The sequence below is a fragment of the Burkholderia sp. HI2714 genome, assembly GCF_002223085.1.
Taxonomy (GTDB): Bacteria; Pseudomonadota; Gammaproteobacteria; order Burkholderiales; family Burkholderiaceae; genus Burkholderia; species Burkholderia lata_D.
Genome location: NZ_NKFM01000062.1, coordinates 308,974 through 331,307 on the forward strand (window position 1 = coordinate 308,974; position 22,334 = coordinate 331,307).

The 22,334-nt window shown below is 68.0% G+C and carries 21 protein-coding genes; 7 read left to right on the forward strand and 14 right to left on the reverse strand.

Going from position 1 to position 22,334, the window contains the following annotated elements; translation table 11 throughout:
* Nucleotides 1-20 precede the first annotated feature (20 nt).
* From CFB82_RS34885 to CFB82_RS34900, 4 genes are all read left to right on the forward strand, one after another.
* Entirely contained in the window at nucleotides 21-623 is a 603-nt protein-coding gene (locus CFB82_RS34885; RefSeq protein WP_089486944.1) for a c-type cytochrome, read from the forward strand.
* A gap of 8 nt (nucleotides 624-631) precedes the next feature.
* On the forward strand, nucleotides 632-1,282 hold the full coding sequence (locus tag CFB82_RS34890; protein ID WP_089486945.1) for an SCO family protein: 651 nt from the start codon (nucleotides 632-634) through the stop codon (nucleotides 1,280-1,282).
* 14 nt (nucleotides 1,283-1,296) lie between these two features.
* On the forward strand, nucleotides 1,297-1,929 hold the full coding sequence (locus CFB82_RS34895; RefSeq protein ID WP_256990604.1) for a hypothetical protein: 633 nt from the start codon (nucleotides 1,297-1,299) through the stop codon (nucleotides 1,927-1,929).
* Between the two features lie 705 nt (nucleotides 1,930-2,634).
* Nucleotides 2,635-2,961 (forward strand): hypothetical protein, encoded by a 327-nt coding sequence (locus CFB82_RS34900; protein WP_089486947.1) that lies wholly within the window; start codon nucleotides 2,635-2,637, stop codon nucleotides 2,959-2,961.
* A gap of 576 nt (nucleotides 2,962-3,537) precedes the next feature.
* On the opposite strand, the gene CFB82_RS34905 is transcribed toward CFB82_RS34900, so the two are convergent.
* Nucleotides 3,538-4,551, reverse strand: a complete 1,014-nt coding sequence (locus CFB82_RS34905) for a hypothetical protein (protein ID WP_143751014.1) — start codon at nucleotides 4,549-4,551, stop codon at nucleotides 3,538-3,540.
* 652 nt (nucleotides 4,552-5,203) lie between these two features.
* Here CFB82_RS34905 and CFB82_RS34910 point away from each other — a divergent pair.
* The 3 genes from CFB82_RS34910 to CFB82_RS34920 are packed head-to-tail and all read left to right on the forward strand — an operon-like array spanning nucleotide 5,204 to nucleotide 8,116.
* Nucleotides 5,204-6,190: a TRAP transporter substrate-binding protein gene (locus tag CFB82_RS34910; protein WP_089429836.1), complete on the forward strand. Its 987-nt coding sequence runs from the start codon at nucleotides 5,204-5,206 to the stop codon at nucleotides 6,188-6,190.
* Nucleotides 6,187-6,759 carry a TRAP transporter small permease gene (locus tag CFB82_RS34915; RefSeq protein WP_089486949.1) on the forward strand — a complete coding sequence of 191 codons (573 nt, stop codon included), beginning with the start codon at nucleotides 6,187-6,189 and terminating at the stop codon, nucleotides 6,757-6,759. The genes CFB82_RS34910 and CFB82_RS34915 overlap by 4 nt, the downstream gene beginning before the upstream one ends.
* Before the next feature lie 4 nt (nucleotides 6,760-6,763).
* The gene (locus CFB82_RS34920; RefSeq protein WP_089429834.1) at nucleotides 6,764-8,116 is read left to right on the forward strand and encodes a TRAP transporter large permease; all 1,353 of its coding nucleotides are present in this window, start codon (nucleotides 6,764-6,766) and stop codon (nucleotides 8,114-8,116) included.
* 108 nt (nucleotides 8,117-8,224) lie between these two features.
* Here the strand turns inward: CFB82_RS34920 and CFB82_RS34925 are convergent, their stop codons facing one another.
* Genes CFB82_RS34925 through CFB82_RS34985 form a run of 13 tightly spaced genes read right to left on the reverse strand, consistent with a single transcriptional unit; the run spans nucleotide 8,225 to nucleotide 22,334 of the window.
* On the reverse strand, nucleotides 8,225-8,467 hold the full coding sequence (locus CFB82_RS34925; RefSeq protein WP_089486950.1) for a hypothetical protein: 243 nt from the start codon (nucleotides 8,465-8,467) through the stop codon (nucleotides 8,225-8,227).
* A gap of 32 nt (nucleotides 8,468-8,499) precedes the next feature.
* The gene (locus CFB82_RS34930; protein WP_089486951.1) at nucleotides 8,500-9,918 is read right to left on the reverse strand and encodes an FAD-binding oxidoreductase; all 1,419 of its coding nucleotides are present in this window, start codon (nucleotides 9,916-9,918) and stop codon (nucleotides 8,500-8,502) included.
* A gap of 2 nt (nucleotides 9,919-9,920) precedes the next feature.
* The gene (locus tag CFB82_RS34935) at nucleotides 9,921-10,463 is read right to left on the reverse strand and encodes a permease (protein ID WP_089448834.1); all 543 of its coding nucleotides are present in this window, start codon (nucleotides 10,461-10,463) and stop codon (nucleotides 9,921-9,923) included.
* A gap of 53 nt (nucleotides 10,464-10,516) precedes the next feature.
* On the reverse strand, nucleotides 10,517-11,596 hold the full coding sequence (locus tag CFB82_RS34940) for an ABC transporter permease (protein WP_089486952.1): 1,080 nt from the start codon (nucleotides 11,594-11,596) through the stop codon (nucleotides 10,517-10,519).
* Nucleotides 11,589-12,602, reverse strand: a complete 1,014-nt coding sequence (locus CFB82_RS34945; protein ID WP_089486953.1) for an ATP-binding cassette domain-containing protein — start codon at nucleotides 12,600-12,602, stop codon at nucleotides 11,589-11,591. Before CFB82_RS34945 ends, CFB82_RS34940 begins: the two co-directional genes overlap by 8 nt.
* A 13-nt stretch (nucleotides 12,603-12,615) precedes the next feature.
* Nucleotides 12,616-13,689, reverse strand: a complete 1,074-nt coding sequence (locus CFB82_RS34950; RefSeq protein WP_089486954.1) for a TauD/TfdA family dioxygenase — start codon at nucleotides 13,687-13,689, stop codon at nucleotides 12,616-12,618.
* A 3-nt stretch (nucleotides 13,690-13,692) separates the two neighbouring features.
* The gene (locus CFB82_RS34955) at nucleotides 13,693-14,355 is read right to left on the reverse strand and encodes a class I SAM-dependent methyltransferase (protein WP_069249723.1); all 663 of its coding nucleotides are present in this window, start codon (nucleotides 14,353-14,355) and stop codon (nucleotides 13,693-13,695) included.
* Nucleotides 14,356-14,390: 35 nt separating this feature from the next.
* Nucleotides 14,391-15,647, reverse strand: coding sequence for a citrate/2-methylcitrate synthase (locus tag CFB82_RS34960; protein WP_089486955.1), 1,257 nt, complete (start codon nucleotides 15,645-15,647; stop codon nucleotides 14,391-14,393).
* A gap of 1 nt (nucleotide 15,648) precedes the next feature.
* Nucleotides 15,649-17,499 carry an acyl-CoA dehydrogenase gene (locus CFB82_RS34965; RefSeq protein WP_179255495.1) on the reverse strand — a complete coding sequence of 617 codons (1,851 nt, stop codon included), beginning with the start codon at nucleotides 17,497-17,499 and terminating at the stop codon, nucleotides 15,649-15,651.
* Nucleotides 17,499-18,590, reverse strand: coding sequence for a hypothetical protein (locus CFB82_RS34970; RefSeq protein WP_069249720.1), 1,092 nt, complete (start codon nucleotides 18,588-18,590; stop codon nucleotides 17,499-17,501). Before CFB82_RS34970 ends, CFB82_RS34965 begins: the two co-directional genes overlap by 1 nt.
* Nucleotides 18,587-20,161 (reverse strand): acyl-CoA ligase (AMP-forming), exosortase A system-associated, encoded by a 1,575-nt coding sequence (locus CFB82_RS34975; protein ID WP_089486957.1) that lies wholly within the window; start codon nucleotides 20,159-20,161, stop codon nucleotides 18,587-18,589. The genes CFB82_RS34970 and CFB82_RS34975 overlap by 4 nt, the downstream gene beginning before the upstream one ends.
* Before the next feature lie 24 nt (nucleotides 20,162-20,185).
* Nucleotides 20,186-21,361, reverse strand: coding sequence for a PLP-dependent decarboxylase (locus tag CFB82_RS34980; RefSeq protein WP_089486958.1), 1,176 nt, complete (start codon nucleotides 21,359-21,361; stop codon nucleotides 20,186-20,188).
* On the reverse strand, nucleotides 21,351-22,334 hold the full coding sequence (locus tag CFB82_RS34985; protein WP_089486959.1) for a ketoacyl-ACP synthase III family protein: 984 nt from the start codon (nucleotides 22,332-22,334) through the stop codon (nucleotides 21,351-21,353). Before CFB82_RS34985 ends, CFB82_RS34980 begins: the two co-directional genes overlap by 11 nt.

The following is a 22,334-nucleotide window of genomic DNA, read 5'->3' on the forward strand; positions in this document are numbered from 1 at the left end:
ACTTCAGGAACCCGACCGCCATGCCAGACCATCCGCCATCCATTCAGCCCTCGCCGCAGGAACAGCGCGAGCATGCCGATCCCGGCGAATCGCAGACACCCATTCCCAGAGGCGTCGTGCTGCTCGTGGCCGTACTGATCCTTTGGGGCATCTACTACATCGCGCGTGCGCCGATCAACATTCCGTCCGAACTCGGGGACGGCCGCACGATCAGCGCGCTGGCGGGCAGGAAAGGCGGGGGCGGCAAGGCGGACGGGGCCGCCATCTTCTCGGGACAGTGTGCCGCCTGCCATCAGGCGACGGGCCAAGGCTTGCCGGGCGTGTTCCCGCCGCTGGCCGGCTCCGAATGGGTGCGGGGAAAGCCGGAAACCGTTGTTGCGATTGTTTTGCATGGCATCACGGGACAGCTCACGGTGAAGGGCAATGCCTTCAATGGGTCGATGCCACCGTTCGGCGCCCAGCTCAGCGACGCCGAGATCGCCGCCGTGCTGAGCCATGTGCGAAGCCAATGGGGCAACGCCGCGCCGCCTGTGCCGGTGGAACTCGTCGGCCAAGTCCGCGCCGCCACCAAGGACAAGACCAGTCCCTTCGATGGCGACAAGGAACTGGTGCCGCTGAAGTAGGGAAGACCGTGGACAGCAGGGACTTGCGCCGCCCACCCGGCCTGCGCGCGGCAGGCGCGGCCTGCCTGGTACTGTGCGTTGCCTTTGCAGCCGCACTGGCGTGGCTCACGCAAGGGCTGCAGACGTGGACGCTCGACGAGCGCCGCAGTGCGCGGGCCGCGGCGGGCAGCATGTCGGCCGCTCCGGTCGTGCTACGCAACGCGCGGGGCGCGCAGTTCGTGCCGTGGAATGCAGCGTCACGGTCGGCCCAGGTTTACCTCGTGGATTTCATCTATACGCGGTGCGAAACAGTCTGTGCAGCGCTCGGCTCGGAGTTCTACCGGATGCAGCAGGAAATCCGGGCACGCGGGCTCGAAGACCGGGTCAGCCTACTGTCCGTTTCCATTGACCCGGTCCACGACGACACCTCGCGCCTGGCCGACTATGGCAGACATCAACGCGCCGATCCGGCCATCTGGCGCATTAGTGCGCCGGTAACGTCCGCGGGGCGGGGCGCGCTGTTGAGAGCGCTCGATGTGGTAGCCATCCCGGACGGCCTCGGGGGATACGTTCACAACGGAGAGATTCACCTGATCGATGGCCGCGGCGTCGTCCTGGGCCTGTACGACTACAGACAGTTCAAAGAGGCGCTCGAAGCGGCGCGGCGGGCCATGCGATGACGTTGGCTACCCGAATGGAAACAGTACAGACGACTGGCGGGCGTGCCGGGTGGGTGCTCCGTGGCCTCCTGGGCCTGCCAGCCATCCTGCTGGTGGCGCCCGTGCGCGAGGCCCTGGAAGCGAGCATGGCCTGGCAGATGCTGGCGGAATTTCCGCTCCTGCTGGCATTCGGCTTCTCGGCATCCGCCGTGCTGGCGCACCGCCACCGAGAACGTCCTGCCGTGGATGCGCTGATGCACATGGGACTGGCGCCGCTGCTGGGTGCCTCGCTGTGCCTGATGTTCTGGATGGTGCCGCTGGCGCTGGACCTGTCCAGGCTCGACGCTGGCGTCAACGGCGCAAAGTATGTGTCTCTGATACTCGCCGGCGTGGCAATGCAGCATGGCTTGAGGCGAGCCCAGGCGGCGATTTTATTGTTCTTCGGCGGCAATCTCGTCTGGACGCTGGCAACTGTGGGGATGTTGTTCCACGATGCCGAAAGTCGGCTCTGTGCCAATTACCTGCTGTCAGACCAGCAACTGACAGGAGCTGGATTGCTTACTTATGCGTTAGTGGTCACCGTCGCGCTGGCGCTCTACCTGCGCCGACAGCCAGGCTTTGGCTTTTTCGTGCCGCCGGCGGGGAGCGACAGCGACGGCCGGCGATAGGTCAAGGGCTTGCCTCAGGATGCAAGCCACAGAAGCACGGCATCGGAGCATGCATACCCAACTTGCCGACGACGACTGTGCCACTGGTGCGGATGAACGACAGTTCAGCCAATGTGGGCCAATGTCGCAGCCGATGCATGTACACGTGTTAATCAATCCATGCATCATTGGCGGCGGCATGGATGGCGCGATTTAGTTTCCGGCAGCGATCAACTCGATTGCATTGAGATCCGGGAGCAGCCGGCGCGCTGAAACCGACGCGGCCCGGCATGCCCGGGTACCGAGACGGGCGATGGGCATGTTCCACCCCTTTGCGGTCATTGCCGATTGCCTCTGGGAATGACTCTTCCTGGCCGGTTTCTGTCTTTTATCGATCGCTTACCGATGGGACGACGAGTCCGGCATCCCAGGCCATGCGTATTCGGGGTCAGGAGTCCGTGCAGCTCCTTGCAGCTCACAGGGCGTAGTCGGCGGTGCATGGAGTGTCACATCGATGTCGCATCCTGACGGCCGGCCCGGATTACTACTCCCTGCGGTAGTGGCCTACACTAGAACGTACACGTTCCGCGGGCTCGATTGCAGCTTTGATGCAATGCAGTGTTGCCGCCGGCCAATTGAAGCGAGCGACTGGCGATACCACGGGCGACGCCGGAGTTTTCTGCTGCCTGAGCTCATCTGGAACCGACGTTCAAGGAGGAGTTCATCATGTTGCAAGCCAGTGAAATCCAAACGCGCTTTACCCATCTGCAGCAAACCGTGAGCGAGGCATCACGTACCTGTCACGCCGACAGGACGATTCCAAAGGACCTGATCAACTGGGTGGATGAGTTGGACAAGGAATGCAAATCGGCGAAGAAGCTCATGGCGTCCAACGATGAAGATCGTATTCGGCAATGCGTCGACGATCTCGAACGAATCGGTGATCGTGCAGAGCGTGCTTGCCAACAGGCCGGCAGTCTTGATGCCAAGATCATGAATGCAGTAAGTACGATGCATTCGGAACTTTCCGATCTAAAGCGACAACTGCATTGACGTACCCGACAGCCCCGGTTTCATGTGTGTTTCACGCCGGGGCTGTTTGCCCTTCGGCCCGCACTTTGACACGCCGATAGGCAATATCAACGACCGGACCTTACCGGCACCCGCTGTTTGTGAACACGCGGCGCAACAGTTCGAGTACTTGCACGCGGGTCCTGAAGCAAGGGCACTTTATGCGCTGATGCGATTGGTCGAGGGGCTTGATCCGTCCTTTCGGGAGTGATCGCAGCCGTGGTGGTCGCGCCCATGCGAGCGCGATTGGGCAAGCCCACCCCTAATCCGTGCTCGCGCTCGCAGATCATCAGCGGACCGGAGTCGACCCGGAGCGGTCGACGAACTTATTCGCCCTGGCCGACCGCAGCCGGCCGAACAGCGGACGCTCGCGAATCTGCGGTGAGCGGGCCTGCCGTGGCAAGGACGCACGCGCGCCGCCGCGCGTCTTAGTGGACAGTAGCGCTCCACTGCGGCATGCGACCCTAGCTACGCGGGCATTAGTCATGCGATGCAGATGAACAAAATAGTTTCCTTTTGACCACGCGCTTGGGCTGGGTAAGCTGTTCCGTAATTCGATCAAGAGTCGGGGCTACGCTTTATCTTTCCGAACTCTGCTTTGACGAGAAACGCTTTCTCTTCCTCCATTTCGGTGGCCGCATTGGCGGATACAGCTGCGCCATAAAGCTTTGATTTAACCTTAATTGCTAGACCGCGGTCCGAAGAAAACGCGGTGTTTTCGCGCACTTCCAAAGCAGCCCTTGTGCAGCCGCCAATTTCGCGCGCATCAATGAGCGCGTTCCAAGATGGCTCGAAATGTACCCATGCGAAACGCGTTACGTCTAACTTATCGCCTTCTTTCCACTCGCGTCCGTCCAATTCAAATTCTCGGGTTTCGAGGTCGACGATACCGGTTCTGGCAGCGAAGGAAGCACCGATTTCGGCCTCCCCGATATTTTTCGACCCGCCAGTGACAGAGCCATCCATCTTTCGAGATGATGAGGCGTTGTGCTTCTTTGAGATGACGACCTTAGTTGCCCCGAGATGCACCAGCAGCTTCAAGAGTTCAGCTTCTCTTTCCTGGAGTAACAGCTCATCATACTTGTCGGAAGGGATATAGATGTCAGCTTTTCCTGCGGCTGGAACGTCGGCTAGCGGATGCTGCTTGTAGACCTGCCCGACTTGGGGGTGGCCCGGCGGAAATTTGAAGCCAGCGTCCTTTGCCATCTGAATAGAATATGCGTGCCTGCGCATGAATGCTCCGATCGCCTCTTGCTCTTGACTATCTAATTCCTTAGGCAACTGCTCTTTGTCTTTTGTGAAAATACGAGCGACTGCAGGGCTGGATGCCGCTGCAGATATGAGCAGCGACGCTGGAAGCCCAAGCAGAGGACCACCCAACGCACCGGCGACGATTTTGACGGCGCCTGCTGCTGCCCCTGCTGCGGCAGCGGCACCCAATCCTGCGGCAATTGCGCCACGAGAATCGCCGGGGTTTACTTCGACTCCCGGATCGGACTTGAATCCAGGCATCGTAAAGTTGGGGCGATACGGCGGAACATCCTGCGGTTCAACGATGTAAAGAAGGTTCATTGCATTTATTTGTTCAATCTAGACGCACAACGGCGTCCAAGCTGGTTGACGTTCGCTTCACGCTCTGGAGGGATCAACGCAATCTCGACTGGATAACGGCGAATTCGCAGCTACGCTTTAGCGTTGCAGTCGAAATCGGCTCCGCCCGCCCTGCGGTCGGCTCTCGTCAACCCTTCAGATCGTTGGACCTATCGCGACCATACGACCGCTTTCAGGGTGGGGCGCTGCCCTTGTATGGCCTCTGGCATGCGCCGACCGATGTCCGTCGATGGTCGTCGGCGCGCGTCTATTTGCGGCCGCGCATCTAGTGATCAGTCATCCGACAACAATTGAAAACAAAGCGAAAGTTAGATTGCCGGCAATGGTAGAGGCGGTCGGCTGGCTATCCGACATGAATGCGAACTCGTTTCCAGAAAACGTTTCGCCCAAATCCGTCTAAACAGAGAAAACGATTCCCTGAAATATACCCAAAACCCGTCATGACAGGCACTCTACGGGTATGCACCAAGTGAGTTAAACGATTAACCGACGTACATTCGCGTCAACACGTCATACGACGTATGACTCAGCGGTCAGCGAGCACGGCGCCGAAGAATGCGCATGCCGGCGGATCGCCGCGCAACAACGAGCACAACCATCAAGGAGACTGACGATGAAGCACCGATTCAACCGCTCCCGTATCGCCCTGGCCGTCGCGCTGATGGCCGGCTTCGCGATGTCCGCCCAGGCGCGCGTGTTCCGCTCGGCGGACGTGCACGGCGACAACTTCCCGACCAACATGGCCGTGAAGTTCATGGGCGACGAGCTGTCGAAGCAGACGGGCGGCAAGGATTCGATCAAGGTGTTCGGCAACAGCGCGCTCGGCTCGGAGAAGGACACGGTCGACCAGGTGCGGATCGGCGCGATCGACATGGCGCGCGTGAACGGCGCGTCGTTCAACGAGATCGTGCCGGAATCGCTGATCCCGTCGTTCCCGTTCCTGTTCCGCGACGTCGATCATTTCCGCAAGGCGATGTACGGCCCGGCCGGCCAGAAGATCCTCGACGCGTTCACCGCGAAAGGGATGATCGCGCTGACGTTCTACGAGAGCGGCGCGCGCTCGATCTACGCGAAGCGCCCGGTGCGCTCGCCGGCGGACATGAAGGGGCTGAAGGTGCGCGTGCAACCGTCCGACCTGATGGTCGACGAAATCAAGGCGATGGGCGGCACGCCGACGCCGATGCCGTTCGCCGAGGTGTACACGGGCCTGAAGACGGGCCTCGTCGACGCGGCCGAAAACAACCTGCCGTCGTACGAGGAAACCAAGCACTACGAAGTGGCGCCCGACTACTCGGAGACGCAGCACGCGATGACGCCGGAAGTGCTGGTGTTCTCGAAGAAGGTCTGGGACACGCTGTCGCCGCAGGAGCAGGCGGCGATCAGGAAGGCGGCGGCCGATTCGGTGCCGTACTACCAGAAGCTGTGGACCGCACGCGAGGCGTCCGCGCAGCAGCTGGTGACGAAGGGCGGCGCGAAGATCCTGCCGGCCGCGCAGATCGACCGCGCGGCGTTCGTGAAGGCGATGCAGCCGCTGTGGACCAAGTACGAAAAGACCCCGCAGATGAAGCAGATCGTCGACGAGATCGAGGCCACCAAGTGACGCGTCGCACTTCCCTGAACAGCGCGGCGGCCGCGGGCTCGCCGGGCGTCGCCCCGGACGGCGCGGCGCCGGCGCGGCCGCACACGGCACCGCTGTTGCGCTGCGTGAACGACGTGCTGTTCCGCGTGCTGGCCGTGATTGCGTCGGCGTGCCTCGCGGTGCTGACGGTGCTGGTGTTCTACGCGGTCGTGATGCGCTACGTGTTCGAGAACGCGCCCGATTTCGTGGAGCCGATCGCGCTGCTGCTCGTGATCGTGATCGCGATGTTCGGCGCCGCGATGAAGGTGCGCGACGGCGGCCATATCGGCCTCGATTCGCTGGTGCGCCGGCTGTCGCCGAAGGCGCGCATGATCGTCATCGCGATCCAGCACCTGAGCCTGATCGCGTTCGCGATCATGATCATGGTCGGCTGCGGCAGCATGGCCGCCGAGACGATGGGCGACCGCATCCCGATCATCGGGCTGCCCGAAGGCGTGCGCTACCTGATCGCGATGCCCGCGGCGATCGCCATCATCCTCTTCTCGCTCGAGCACCTGCTCGCGCTTCGTCGTTCTACGCCGGGACAATAACGCCATGGAACTCGCGATCCTGTCCGTCAGTTTTCTGATTTTCCTCGTGCTGGGCGTGCCCGTGTCGTTCGCGCTCGGCATCGCCTGCGTGCTGACCTATCTGGTCGAAGGCTTGCCGATCGCGACCGCGATGCAGGCCATGATCTCGGGAATGAATGCGTTCTCGTTCCTCGCGGTGCCGTTCTTCATCTTCTCCGGCGAACTGATGCTGCATGGCGGCATCGCGGACCGGATCCTGCGCTTCGCGCAGGCGACCGTCGGCCACTTCCGCGGCGGCCTCGGGATGGCGAACGTCGTCGCCTGTACGCTGTTCGGCGGCGTGTCGGGCTCGCCGACCGCCGATACGTCGGCGATGGGCGGCGTGGTGATCCCGCTGATGAAGCGCGAAGGCTACAGCGCCGCGTACGCGGTCAACGTGACGACGCATGCGTCGCTCGCCGGCGCGCTGATGCCGACGTCGACCAACATGATCATCTATGCGTTCGCCGCGCAGGGCATCACCGGGATGCTGCACGGCCAGCCGGTGAGCGGCGTGTCGATCGGCGACCTGCTGTTCTCGGGGCTGCTGCCGGTGTTGTGGGTGATGGGCTTCGTGCTGGCCGCCGCGTACTGGCAGGCCGTGCGTCACGGCTATCCGCGCCGTGAAGACGGTTCGTCCGCGCTGCCCGCGTTCCCCGGCTGGTATGCGGTGCTGCGCAGCTTCGTCGGCGCGGTGCCCGGCCTGATGGTGATCGCGATCATCCTCGTGTGCGTCGCGAAGGGGATCGCGACCGCGACCGAAGCCGCCGCGATCGCCGTCGTGTACTCGCTCGTGCTGACCGCGGTGGTCTACCGGACGCTGACGGCCGAGAAGCTGCGCCGCGCGCTGTCGCATGCGGCGCGCACGACGGGCGTCGTGCTGCTGCTGATCGCGGTGTCCAACATGCTGCGCTTCCAGATGTCGTACCTGGAGATTCCGGATGCGATCGAAGGGCTGCTGAAGCAGTCGACCGCCGCGCCGTGGCTGATGCTGCTGTACATCAACATCATCCAGGTGTTCCTCGGCACGTTCGTCGACATGGCCGCGCACATCCTGATCACGACACCGCTGTTCCTGCCGATCGCGATGGCGTGCGGCGTCGGGCCGGTGCAGTTCGGGATCATGCTGCTGCTGAACTGTTCGCTCGGCCTCGTGCATCCGCCGATCGGCTCGGTGCAGTTCGTCGGCTGCGCGATCGGCAACGTGTCGATCGGCGAGACCACGAAGATGGCGTGGCCGTACTACCTCGCGATCTTCAGTGCGATCAACATCGTCACGTACCTGCCGTTCTTCTCGACCTGGCTGCCGAGCCTGATCAGCGGGCACGCGGTGTTCTGATTTTCGAATCGCGTGCTTCGCCCGACGCGGCGCCGGACGACCGAGGTTGTCCGGCGCCGCGGTCGCTTTTACGGTGGCCTTTCAAGGCACCGGAACGCACATGAACGCTCAATCCTGCCGCGCATCCGGCTCGCCGTTGCCGCCCGCCGAGCGATCGTCGCGCCAATCCGCCAGCTCGCGCCACAGCGCCGGGCGCGCATGATCGCGCGGCGGCAGCTTGATCACGTACGCCACCCCTCGCACGTTGACCACGACCCCCGAGTCGGGCAGCGTGGCCGGGATGCCGGCGAACGTCGGTTCGTCATCCGGTTCGGAAACGGTACCCGGGCCGGGCGGGTGTCGAAGGATCATGCGAATTCTCCGTGGCGCCGCGCAACGGCGCATCAGTAGCGGACACGCCCGATCAGACCCAGCGGGTCGACGGCGTGCTGAATGGCGGCGGCGACCTGCCGTTGTGCGGCGGGCACATGCTTGCGGTAGTACGCGACGTTGACCGGCCCGACGCCATGCTCGGCGCTGAAGCAGCCGCCCGCCCGCACGACGCGGTCGTACAGCGCGCCGCGCAGCGCCACCTGTTGCAGCGGCCCGTAGCGCTCCGCACAGGCGTGCGGGATCGACACGACGAGATGGCAGCCACCGTCACCGAAATGCCCGAACGTGTGACAGCGCAGCGACGGATGCGTGGCCGCGATCCATCGTTCGGCGTCGGCGACGAACGCGGCCAGCGCGCCGCGCGGGAACGACACGTCGAACGACAGCGGGATGCCGTCCTGTGCCACCGCGGCCGGCAGTGCGTCGCGGATTCGCCAGAACCGTTCGGCCGGCGCGCAGGCCGCGTCGAGCACGACGTGCTCGCCCGCCAGCGTGTCGAGCGTCGCGATCGTGCGCTCCTCGAGCAGCGCATCGAGCCCCGGCATGCCGGTCGCGATCTCGACGAGCGCATAGCACGCGGCAGCGTCGGCTTCGAACGGAATGCGCGACGCCGGAAACGCGGCCGCGATGCAGCCGACGGCCGCGGCCGACATGAATTCGAATGCCGACAGCATCTCGCCGAATGCACGCTCGAACGCGAGCAGGCCGGCGAGCGCCGCGTCGTACGACGCGAACGCGACGAACGCGGCGCATGACGAGCGTTCGAGTGGCGCAAGCGCGAACGACACGGCCGTCACGAGCCCGTTCGCACCGTTCGCGCCGATGAAGCATTGGGTGACGTCGAAGCCCGCGTTGCGCTTGCGCAGCGGCGCGAGCGCGTCGATCACGGTGCCCGCCGCATCGGCGAGCACGACTTCGACGCCGAGCACGTTGCGTCGCACGTCGCCGTACTTGATCAGGCGGCTGCCGCCAGCGTTCGCGCCGACGAGGCCGCCGGCCGCCGGATCGCTGCCGAGATCGATCGGCAGGCAGAGGCCGGCTTCGGCCGTCACGCGGTTGATGTCCGACAGCCGCACGCCGGCCTCGACCGTGATGCTGCGATTCGCCGCGTCGAACGCGCGCACTGCGCGCATCCGGTCGAACGACACCACGCATTGCGAGCCGCTGCGATCGGGCACGGCGGCGCCGACGAGCCCGGTGCGCGCGCCCTGCGCGACCAGCGCGATGCGGTGCGCGACGGCAACCCGCACGAGTGCGCTCGTGTCGGCGGTCGAGGCGGGCCGAGCGATGCCGAGTGCGATGCCGCCGTGGCCTGTCACATCCGTTACATACGATGAACACGCGTCAGGAGAGGCCCCGTCGAGCCAGCCGTCACCGAGCGTCGCGGCGAGCACGTGCCGCTGCGCGGCGCGGTCGGGCAGCGCGCTCATCGTCAGCCGGCCCGCACGAGCTGCTTGCGCAGCCGGCCGCGGACGACCACCAGCGCGATCAGCGGCACGACACCGCCCCACAGCGGGCTGTGGCGCATCGTGATCGACACCGCGAGCGCGACGACGGTGACGGCGAGCAGCACGATCGACAGCGAACGTGCGCGCGCGTGGTCGACGAATGTGCCGTCGACGAACCCGCCGTCCGACCACGCGGTATGCACGATGCCGACCACCAGCACGCAGACGAGCATCGCGGCCGGCCCGAGTTCCTCGCCCCACAAACGGCTACCTGTCGGCGATACGAGCGCGAGCACCGCGCCGATCACGAGGAACAGGTCGACGCCGATTGCGATGCTGTTGCGGTCCGCGCGGCGGATCAGCCACGCGCCGTGCACGAGCGCGAGCACGCCGCCGATCAGGAACGCGTGCGTCCAACGCACGTCCGGCTGCTCGGGGCCGAGCCGGCCGTAGAACAGGAACACGATCGCCGGCAGGAAGTTGCTCGCGTGCAGCAGGTAGTCGGTGATGGGATTGCTCGATTTCATCGGGGGATTCTCCTTCGTCGAAACATCGAAACAGCGAAACAGCGGGCGACGCGTCACGCGTCGTGCCAGCGGAACAGCCGCGCGGCGGCGAACAGGAACAGCGCCGTGCTCGCGGCCATGCCGAGCAGTTGCGGCGCGAGCTGCGCATACGGGGCGCCGTCGACCAGCGCGCCGCGCAGCGCGACCGCGAACTGGTTGGTCGGCAGGAACGCGAGCACCGCCTTCAGCCAGGCCGGCGCGTCGTGCATCGGGATCGTCAGGTCGCTGAAGAACAGCAGCGGGTAGTAGGTGACGTTGCACGCGAGTTCGGCGGCGGCCAGCGACTTGGCGCGGCTCGCGAGCAGCACGCCGATGCTGAGCACCATCGCCGCGCCGAGCAGCACGATCGGCAACGCGCGCAGCCCGTCCGGCGTGGCGATCGGCAGTGCGATGCCGAACGCGACGCGCGCGACGGTCAGCAGCACGAGCGCCGACAGCGCCATCATGATCATCCGCGCGACGATCAGCGCGGCGAGGAACACGCCGCGCGAGACCGGAAAGCACACGTACAGCTTGAACGTATTGCGTTCGCGCAGCGATGCGATCGCGGTCGTCGTCGAGTTGAGGCCGATCGCCATGAATGCCATCACGAGAATGCCGGTCGCGAAGAACGCGCCATAGTCGAACGGGCGGCGCGCGGGTGCGGCGTTCTCGAAGCGTGCCTGCGCGGCGGGCAGCCCGAGCCGCTGCGCGGCGCAGCGCGCGAGCGCGATCTCGACGACGCGCGACGCGGCCTTGACCGCGAGCGAGCCGTTGAAGTCGTAGCGGATCGTCGCCGGCGTGCGCTCGTCGTTGCCGAGCACGACGGTCACGCGATCGGTTGCCGCGCCGCGGCCGTCGAAGGTCGCCTTCACCGTGTCACTGTGCGTGAGGCTGTCGACGATCTGCGCTTCGCATGCGCGGCTGTACGGGGTCGCGCCGCCGGGTACGGCGAACGCGATGTCCGCGGTGCCGAGCGAACCCGATCCGCCGAACGCGAACAGCATCACGCTCAGCAGGAACACCGGGAACACGAGCGTCCAGAACAGCGACGAGCGGCTGCGCAGATAACCGAGCAGCTCGTTGCGCACGAGGATCAGGAACACCTTAGTCATGGGTGGGGCCCTCGGTACAGAGGCGCAGCAGGTCGCCCGGCGTGCTCGGCGCGAGCGCGAGATGCTGGATGCCCTGTTCGCCGACGATGCGGTGCACGTTCGGATGCAGCGTCGCATCGCCGAACACCTCGACGACATGCGCGGCCGATACGCGCACGCCGGTCACGCCAGGCAGCGCCGCGAGCCGCTTGCGAAGCGCGCGCGCGTCGGCTTCGTCGCGGCAGTGCAGGACCGCGCGCGCCTCGCCGACGAGCTCGGCGCGCAGCGCCTCCTTGTCGCCCTGGTAGCGCACGCCGCCGTCGCGCACCCACACGAGATCGTCGACGACGGCGAGCTCTTCCTCGGCGTGGCAGATCATCGCGACGCTCGTGCCGCGCGCGCGGTGGCGCAGCAGGTCGATCACGACGCCCGCGTAACGACGATCGAGGCCGGTGAACGGTTCGTCGAGCACGGCGAGTTCGGGCCGGTGCGCGAGCGCCACGTAGAGATCGATGCGTTGGCGCTGCCCCTTCGACAGCGCGCGGCACGGCTTGTCGAGCAGTTCGGCGATGCCGAGCGCATCCGTGACCGCGGCATCCGCGTGCACGTACATCGCGCGGTGCAGCGCGACGATCTCCGACACGCGGAGATGGTCGGGATACTCGACCTTCTGCAATTGCGCGCCGATGCGCCGCAGCGACGGCGTATCGCGCATGAAGCGCGCGGCCGGCACGTCGAGCACGCGCACGTCGGTGCCGCCGCGCCGGAAGCCGAGCAGCGTTTCGAGCAGCGTGGTCTTGCCGGAGCCGTTCGGCCCGACGATCGCGGTGACGGCGCCGAGCCGGAATCGCACGTGCCGCGCGGAGAAATGAAAATCGCCGGCCGCGACGTCGATCGCGCGCGCGCCGAGCGCCGCGCCCGGCGCGTGCGCATCGGGCAGCGGCTGCGTGGCCGTGCGCAGCGGCCGGTCGAACGCGGTGTGCGGGCCGAACAGCGCGCGCACGGAGGCGAGGAACGATTCGCTCATCGTCGGTTTCCTGTCAGTCGAACAGCATGACCTGCGTGTCGCGCGCGCCCCGGTACGGGTTGCGGCCGTGCGCGACCAGCATGTTGTCGACGACGAGCACGTCGCCGGCCTGCCACGGGAATGCGCGCTCCTCGTCGTCGAACGCGTCGTAGATCGCGACGAGATCGTCGAACGGCATCGGCGAGCCGTCGCCATAGCGGATCTCGTACGGGAACGCGGCGCGCCCGCCGTACATGCGCTGCAGGTAGCGGTAGCTGAGCTCGCCCATCGAGCGCGGGTTCGGGTGCTGCGCGCTCGCCTGGTTGAACCACACGGTTTCGCCGGTGCGCGGATGCGTGCGCAGCGCGCTGCCGACGTGCGACACCGTCACGCTGCCGTCGTCGAGCCAGCGGCAGCCGACGCCGCGTTCCGCGCACAGCCGCTCGACCTCGTCGCGCTCGGTCGTGCCGAATGCGTCATCCCACGGCCGGTGGTATTCGGCGAACGGCATGCCCGGATTGGCGGCGAGGCCGTCCGCGCGCGCGCCGGGCGCCGCGAAATTGCGCAGGTACATCACGCCGCGTTCGGCGAACCGTTCGCGCAGCGCGGCCGGCACGCGCGCCGTCACGCGGCGCATGTCGCAGATCGGCGTCTCGCCGCCCGCGTCGGCCGGCTGCCGGCAATAGAACGCGACGAGGCGCGGGAACGCGGGCATGTAGGCCATCTCCTGGTGCAGCCCGATCTTGAACGGCGGCGGCATGCGGGTCGACTCGTACACCTGGCCGTCGATCTGCTTGCGCGGCGCGGCGCCGGCCGTGTAGCCGTTCGCGTACGCCGGATACAGCGCACCGAGCTGGCCGAACGCGGCGGTGTCGGGTACCGCGAAGCCGCGCCACAGCAGCGCGCCGCACGCGTCGAGCAGCGTGTCGATCGTGTCGAGCCGCGAGCGGTACCACGCGACGAACATCTCCGGCGAGGTCGCGAGTTCGGCGCTGCGCGGCGTCACGCACAGCGGCAGCGTCGCGTCGGGCGCGACCGCCGCGCAGTGCACGTCGTCGGCGCCGAGCCGCACGGCGGCATGCGCGGCGAGGAAGGCGAGATCGGTCATCGCTCAGGCCAGCGCCGGTTTCTTCAGCAGGATCTCGAAGCCGAGCGCGCCGAGCCCGGCGCTCGGGCTGTAGATCGACGCGACTGCCGCGAGACCGGCTTCGGCGACGAGCGCATGCGCTTCGTCGAGCGTGATCTTTTCCTCGACGTGGGTCGGCGGATAGTCGGCGGCGGCGCGCATCTCGGTGAAGCGGTCGAGCAGGTGCTGCGGCGCGTCGCGGCGCATGTCGTGCACCAGCGCGATGCCGCCCGGTTCCAGCACGCGGTACATCTCGGTGAGACTCAATGCCTTGTTCGGCAGGTGGTGCAGCGTCGCGCGGCCGACCGCCATCGTCAGCGTGCCGTCGTCGAACGGCAGCGCGAGCGCGTCGCCGACGCGCATCTCGATCGTGTCGTCGAGGTCGAGTTCGTGGATGCGCGGGCGGCCTTCGTCGAGCATCGCCGGATCGAGGTCGATGCCGACGTAGCGCCAGCCGCGCATCGCCGGGTCGGTCGCGAGGCGTACCGGCACGACGCCGGTGGCCGTGCCGATGTCGGCGATCACGCCGGGCGTCATCCCGCGTGCGAGCTGGCGGATGCGGCTGATGAACAGCAGGTCCCACGGTTCGAGCGTTTCGGTGGCGAAGCGATCGTAGTCGTTCGCCGGGCGCAGGTTCTTGAGCAGCATGACGGTCCTTTTGCGGAGTGCGGAGGGATGAGGGTTCACAGCCAGCCGACCGGCACGGCGGCCAGCAGCCGTCGCGCGGACGCGCTGTTGACGCCGAAAGCCGGGCGGCGGCGCCGCTCGACCGCATGCGCGGCCATCGCCGCGATGCGTGCACCGAGCCCGACGCCGACGCCCCACGACGGCGCGGCGACACCGAGTTCGAGCAGCGTCGCGGCCGTCAGGAAATCGATGTTCGGGCGCAACGCGCGGCGGGCGTCGGCTTGCGCGCGGCACGCGTCGAACAGCGTCACGTACGCGCCGTCGAAACCTTGCGCCGCGAACCGCGCGCGCATGTGCGGCGGACGCGGGTCGGCGACGAACAGCGGATGGCCGAAGCCGTACAGCGTGCGTTTCGCATCGAGCGTGGCATCGATTGCCGCGCGCCCGGTTGCGTCGAGCGCGGCAGGCGGTGCGCCGGTGCCGCCCGGGACCGACTGCGCGAGCGCGGCGAGCCACTGCATCGCTTCGAGCGCCGCACCGACGTGCGACGGCCCGCTCGCGAGAAAACCGGATGCGATCGCCTGCGTGAGCGTGACGCCGGTGCCGATCGCGACCCGCGGCGCGAGCACGGTCGGCGTGATGTAGCCGAAGCCGGCGTGCCACGCGACGAGCAGCATGTCCATCGCGGCTTGCGCCGGCACATCGGTGCGCGTCGCGCCGGTCAGCACGAGCATGCGTTGCGCCTGGCTCGACGTGCCGGCGAGCGATGCGCCGATCGAGTCGTTGCGCGCGGCGAACGGGCGGCCTTCGATCGCCGCGTGCAGCAGGAACGGTGCGGCGGCCGCGCATAGCAGCATCGTGTCGAGGTCGGCGTCGTCCGGCGCTTCGCCGTGCATGCGGGCCGTCACGTCGTCGAAGCCGCGCAGCAGGCCGGACGCGGCCGCAAACACCGGCGCGACACCCGCCGCGCCGAGATCCGCGGCGACGGACTGCGCGGCGGAGCCGGGTGCCAGCGCATCGGTGAACGCCGCGAGCCGCGCGCCGATGGCCGCTTCGTGTGCGCGATGCGCGGCGCTGCCGGGCGCGACGTCGAACCACAGGTGCGCGAGCGCGCCTTCGAACGTCGTTGCGCCGATCAGCGCGTTCAGGTCGAGATCGCGCACGCGCAGCGCTTCGGGTTCGAGCGTCGCGCCGTCGATGTCGGTGCCGCGATGGCGCGTCGCCGGGCGGCCGAGCAGATTGCGCGGCGCGTCGCCGGCCGAGGTGGTCGTGGCGGTTGCAGCCGTCGTACCGGAATCGAGCGTTGTATCCATGTCATTCCACCTGCGCGAGTTCTTCGCTGCTGACGCTGATCGCCGCATGCGCCATCGCGGCGATCACGGCCGCGTGCTGGTCGACCACGGGCAGCACGTTCGCGAAGTAGTAGCGCGCGCTTTTCAGCTTGCCGCGATAGAACGCGAGTTCGGCCGGCGTATCGGCGGTGTCCGGCGCGTCGAGCCGGCGCGCGGCGATCGTCGCCGATTCGAGCAGCACCCACGCTGACGTGACGACGCCGAACATCTCGAGAAAGCGCGTGTAGAACTGGCTGCTGCGGTGCGTGTGACCGTCCTGCACGTCGCGCGCGATATCGTCGAGCGCGGTGGCGATCCGGTCGGCGCCCGTGCGCAGCGCATCGAACAGCGGGCGCAGCTCCGCATGCGTGCCGGTGTGATGCTGGCGCGCGAGGAACACGTCGAGTTCGTCGCGGTAGTACTGGATCAGCCGCGAATGGCGGCCGAAGCCGAGCTTGTCGCGCACGAGGTCCTGCGCCTGGATGTAGTTCGTGCCTTCCCAGATCGACAGGATCTTCACGTCGCGCGCGTTCTGCTCGACGGGGCTCGCATCGGTATAGCCGAGCCCGCCGTGCACCTGGATCGCGGTTTCGCAGATCCGCCATGCCTGGTCGGAGATGAACGCCTTGCAGATCGGCGTCAGCAGCAATTGCAGCTTGCGGTGGCGCTCGATCTCGGCCGGATCGGCATCGGGCGTCGCTTCGAGCATCGCCGCGCGCGTGGCGGTCGCGGCGAGCTTGCCGAGCAGGCCGCGGCAGCCGTCGACGCGGCTCTTCATATCGACGAGCATGCGCTGCACGTCCGCGTGCTCGACGATCGCCACGCGGGCCGCGTTCGTGTTCGACGCGCGCTCGATCGGCCGGCCCTGCAGCCGGCGGCCCGCATACTCGACCGCATGCAGGTACGCGCTCGACGCGACGCCGACGCCAAACATCCCGGTGCTCATCCGCGCCTGGTTCATCAGCGGCATCAATTGCAGCAAGCCGACGTTGCGCCGGCCGCCGAGCAGCCAGCCCTTGGCCGTGCCGTTCGAACCGAACACGAGGTGCGTGTTCGCGCAGCCCTTGAGCCCCATCTTGCGCGGCAGGCCGATGCAATCGACATGGTTCGACTGCAGCTCGCCGGTTGCCTCGTCCGGCCAGAAGCGCGGCACGACGAGGCACGACAGCGAGAACGAGTCCGGTGACGCGGTATCGATGCGGCCGAGCACGAAATACAGCGTGTTCTCGGTCAGCTCGTGCATGCCGGCCGAGATGTAGACCTTCTCGCCGTCGATCGCGTAGATGTCGCGTTCGAGCGGCGTCGCGCGCAGCGCGACCGCGGTGAGGTCGGTGCCGGCCTGCGGTTCGGTCGCGCAGAAACAGGCATCCCAGCGGTACGCTTCGAGCGGCGTGATCAGCGCCTTCTGGTGCGGCGTGCCGTGCATCTGCAGCAGCTTGATCGCGGGGCGCGTAAAGCCGCCGTACGTCATGAACGACGGATTCGCGCCCATGAACATCTCGTAGATCATCTGCGTGACGATCGGCGGCAGCCCGTGCGCGGTGCCGAACAGCGTGTTCGACCATTCATCGCGAAACCGCGCCCACAGCGCGTGGAAATGCGACGGGATGCGCACCTGGCCGTCGTCGAGCAGCGTGCAGCCCTCGACGTCCGCCTGCTGGTAGCTGCGGCCGAGGTCGAGCGCGAAGTCGCGCGCGCGTTCGAGCAGCGCGTCGATCGACGCGCGGTCGTGCGTGCCGTACAGGCCGTGTTCCGCCAGGAATCGCTGGTCGGCCTCGAACAGTTCCCACAGAAAGAAGCGCAGTTCGCGCAGGCTCACCTTGTAGGCGCTCATCACGCGTCTCCTTCGATATCGAGCGCGGCATCGAGGCCGCCGGCGAGGTCGACGACGGCCGCCGCCGCCGCGCCATGCAGTGCCGCGTCCCACACGAGCACCGTGCGGCGCTCGCCTTCGTCGAGCGCGCCGGCGAGCCGGATCAGCGCGGCCGCCGATTCGGCCGACGACAGGTGGCCGGCCGCTTCATGCTGGATGCGGGCGGCGACCGGGATCGACGCGGCGTCGGCCACGCGCGCCGCGAAGCCGGGATCGAAGCCGGGCGGTACGCACCAGTCGATCTCACCGGCGCGCAGCCCGGCCAGGTCGAGCGCGCGGCGGATCGCACGCGCGGCGACCGGCGCGAGCGTGTCGCGCAATGTGCCGGGCGCGTCGGCCCACGGATCGGCGATCGACGGCCCGAATTCCATCGCAACGGACCGCACGCCGCCCCAGTCGGCCGGCTCGGGCGCCGGGCCCGCGCGCGACACGAGCAGCGCGGCGGCGGCATCGCCGTAGCCGACCAGGTCGCCGAACTGGCGGAAGAACGGGTAGAGCCACTTGTCGCTGAGGATCACGAGCGCCTGGTCGCCTTCGTCGAGCAGCCCGTCGAGCAGCATCAGCGCCGAATACCAGCCGAGCGTGCCGTTCTGGCCGAGCGCGAACGGCGTCACGCGTTGCAGGCCCAGTTCGTACTGCATGCGGCCGACGACCGAGTCGCCGATGCCTTCGTTGAGCGCGCAGCTTGCGACGATCACGTGGGTCGTGCGGGCCAGCTGCCCGGAGCCGAGCTGGTCGCGCAGGTCGAGGGCCGCGTCGGCGGCGAGATCGGCGAGGCTGCGCCCGGGCGGCGCGACCCGCAGCGTGGGCCGGCCGCCCGGCGCGAGGCGCGTGCCTTCGTCGGGCGTCAGCGCACCCATCCCGCGCGGCCGCGCAAAGCGCGCCTGCGGCAGCAGCAGGTGCCGGTAGCCGGGATGGCGTTCCTGCGCCTGGATCGCGCTGAACACGACCGACGGCGGCAGCACCACGACGCCGCCCGACAGGGCCAGCGTGCCGGGCTCGGCGACGCGGCGCGCGCCGAGGCAGGTTTCATCGAGCGTCGACAGGGTCATGCTGCGGTCTCCTCGTTCGTGTGCGTGAACGCGTCGCGATACTGGTTTTTCAGCGCGGGGCGGTCGATCTTGCCGTTCGGGTTGCGCGGCAACGCCGGCAGCGGCTCGACGACGAGCGGGCTCATGTAGGTCGGCAATGCGTCGCGGCAGGCGCGCGCGATGTCGGCGCGGCATGCGTCGGCGTCGAGTGTCGACACGACACACGCGGCGATCGCCTCGCCGAGCGATGCGTGCGGTACACCGAATACCGCCGCCTCGCGGATATGGGGCAGCGCGAACAGCACGTCCTCGACCTCGGTCGGGCTCACGCGATAGCCGGACGTCTTGATCATGTCGTCGCCGCGCGCGACGAAATACAGGTAGCCCTCCGTGTCGCGCCGCACGATGTCGCCGGACCACACGGCGACGTCGGGGCGCGGGATCTCGCCGTGCCGGCGCGGCAGCGCGCGAAAGCGCTGCGCGGTCAGCTCGGGCCGGTTCCAGTAGCCGAGCGTGACGAACGCGCCGCGATGCACGAGTTCGCCGGGTTCGTCGGCCGCACATTCGCTGCCGTCCGCGCGCAGCACGAGGATTTCGGCGTTCGGTACCGCCTTGCCGATCGACGTCGGGCGCAGCGCGGCGTCGGCCGGCGGCAGGTACGTCGAGCGGAATGCCTCGGTGAGCCCGTACATCAGGTACGGCGAAGCGTTCGTGAACAGCGCCTGCAGGCGGTGCAGCAGCGGCGTCGCGAGATGGCCGCCGGTGTTCGCGAAGCGGCGGATCCGCGTGCGCGCCGTGTCGCTCCAGCCGGCGGACGCGAGCTGCATCCACAACGGTGGCACGCCGGTGATCGACGTCACGCCGAACGCATCGCAATGGCGCGGCACTTCGGCGGGCTGCAGGAAGTCGAGCGGCGCGTAGCACGCGCCGGACGCCAGCGCGGTCGTGAGCTGGCTCAGGCCCGCGTCGAAGCTGAGCGGCAGCACGCCGAGCACGACGTCGTCGTCGGCCAGCCCCTGGTACGCGGCGACGCTGAACGCGCCCGACACGAGGTTGCGATGCGACACGACCACGCCTTTCGGCTTGCCGGTCGAGCCGGACGTGTAGAGCAGGGCGGCCGGATCGTCGTCCACCGGCCGGCCGGCGGGGGCCGGTGCCGGTGTGTCGGCGCCGGGCGCGTGGATCGCATCGGCCAGTTCCTCGATCAGCATCGCGCGTTCGCCGACGAGCGCGGCGAGCGCCGGCAGGCGCTTCAAGCGCTGCGCGCCGGTCATGAACAGCGCCGCGCCGCTGTCGGCGACGATGTGTTCGATCTGCGCTTCCTTCAACTGCGGATTGACCGGCACGAAGATCGCGCCGAGCGCGTTGGCCGCCAGCATCGCGACCACGGTTTCGATACGCTTCGGCGCGTAGATGGCGACGCGATCGCCGGGCTGCACACCGTTCGACGCGAGCGCGGCGGCGGCGCGGCGGACCGCGCGCGCGAGCTGTTCGTAAGTCATCGTGCCGCCGCCGTCGGCATACGCGGGATGCTGCGGCCAGCGCGCGGCGCCGTGTTCGAGCAGGTCGGCGACGCTGATCAGGGCGTTCATGATCGGCTTCTCTCTCAGGTGGGTCTAGGCGGGCCGCACGTACACGTGCGCGGCTTCGTGGGACAGGAAATGCGCCATCGAGTACGTGCGGTGATACGCGCCGCAGCGTGCGAACACGGCGATGTCGCCGACTTGCGGCGGCGCGCTCGTGTCGTCGCGGCCGATCACGTCCGCGCGGCTGCAGGTGCTGCCGACATAGATCGTCGGCACGCCGCGTACCGGCGGCGCCGCAGTGCGGCGCACGAGCGACGGCGCGGCCAGCCGGCGCATCACCGATTCGGTCTGCGCGAGCAGGAACGCATGCGACAGCCCGCCGTCGCAGACGGCGATCGTGCGGTCCTGCCACGTCTTGACCGCGACGACGCGCGTCGCGAACACGCCCGCATCGGCGAAGATCGCGCGGCCGGATTCATGCGCGAGCGAGTACTGGCCGGCCAGCGGCGCGAGCGCGGTGGCATAGCGCGCGAACGCGGCATCGCCCGGGTGATCGTCGGCAAAGCCGCCGCCGAGGCTCAGCGATGCGAGCGGAGCGCCGTTGGCGGGCGCGAGATCGCGGGCGAGCGCCGCGAGCCGCTCGGGCAGCACGAGCGTGTCGGGCTGCGTCGCGTCCTGGCGGATGAACGAATGCGGGCCGGAGAACACGTGCAGCCCGGCCACCGGCAGGCCGGCAGCGGCGAGCGTGCGCACCGCGTCGTGCGTCTCGTTCGGCGTCATCCCGAAGTGGTCGTGCCACAGCGCCCGCGCATCGTCGCCGGCCAGCGCGCCGGCGTTCACGCGCAGCAGCACCGAGCCCGGCGTGCTGCCGCCGGCCGCCGCCTCGCGCGCCAGCGGCACGAAGCGCGCGACCGCGTCGGGGTTGTCGAGCACGAAATGGCAGCGCGACGCGAGCCCGGCGCGCATGAACATCTCGTCCATCGACGGGTTGTTCAGGTAGCGCGGCGTCTTGATCCGGCCGATCACCGCATCGAGTTCGCCACGGCTCGCGAGTTCGACGCCGTCCTCGTACGCATGCGCGCAGCGGGCGAGCATGTCCTGGTTCGGGTTCGCCTTCAGCGACACGATCAGCCGCGTGCCGAGCCGCGCCTTCAGCGACCGGTAGCGCGCGATCGCGACCTCCGGCTCGTACACGTAGCACGGCGTGCGCAGCTCGGCGATCCACGCGTGGTCGCCGGCGGGCGGAAGCGGGCGCTCAGGCGTCATGGCGGTCCACCGGATGGAGCGTGGCGGCCGCGTACGCGCCGCAGTTCGACTGCATCACGCCGAGCACGCGCTGGCCGCGCGCGACCGCGTCGAGCCCGACGTCGGCCAGGTTGATCGGAAAGTCCGAACAGCACGCATGGCCGCGCGCATGGATGTTTTCCGCATAGAGCCGCTCGGCCGGCACGCGCATCGCGCGGCACAGCGCGTTCCAGCCCGGCAGGTCGGCGTTGTGCGGCAGCACGAGGTCGTACGCGTCGAGCGCGTGCGTCTCGAGTGCGACCGCCGCGTCGATCGCCTTACGGGTGTACGGCCACTCCATCATGATCAGGTCGGCCTCGTTCGCGGCGACGGTATCCGAGCCGCGATGCCATTTCGCATGCGTCTCGATCGCGATGCCGCCGAGCCGGTTCTTCGTGCTGTTGCGCGCGATCAGCATCGCGGCCGCGCCGTCGCACTGCACGCCCGTCATCTGCCGCATCCGGTAGTCCTCGCCGTACACGCGGTCGGACGACACGACGAGCGCCGCGTCGAGCTGCGGATAGCGGCGCATCAGCGCGCGCACCGTCTCGATGCCGGCCGCGACCGACACGCAGTTCAGCTGTGCAACCGAGCCGAGCCACAGCGGCTCGATGCCGAGCTGCGCGGCCAGCTCGTGCGGCAGGCTGCGCGGCGCGGGCGGCACGCTGAACTGCTGCGTGTGCACGTGCACGATCGCGCCGATGTCGGACGGATGCACGCGCGCGGTGTCGAGCAGGCGGCCGGCCGCCGCGATCGCGAGATCGGTCTCGCTCGTGTCGAGCGCCATGTGGAAATAGCGGCTGCCCGAGTGCGCGATCGCCGCGGCCCGTTGCGCGGGATAGTCGCGCTCGGCGGCCCAGGCCTCGATATCGACGGGCAGGCCCGGCAGCTCGTAGGCCACCGCATCGATGCCGATCCAGAAATCGCGTGACGCTTGGGAGGAGGTCGTCGTCAT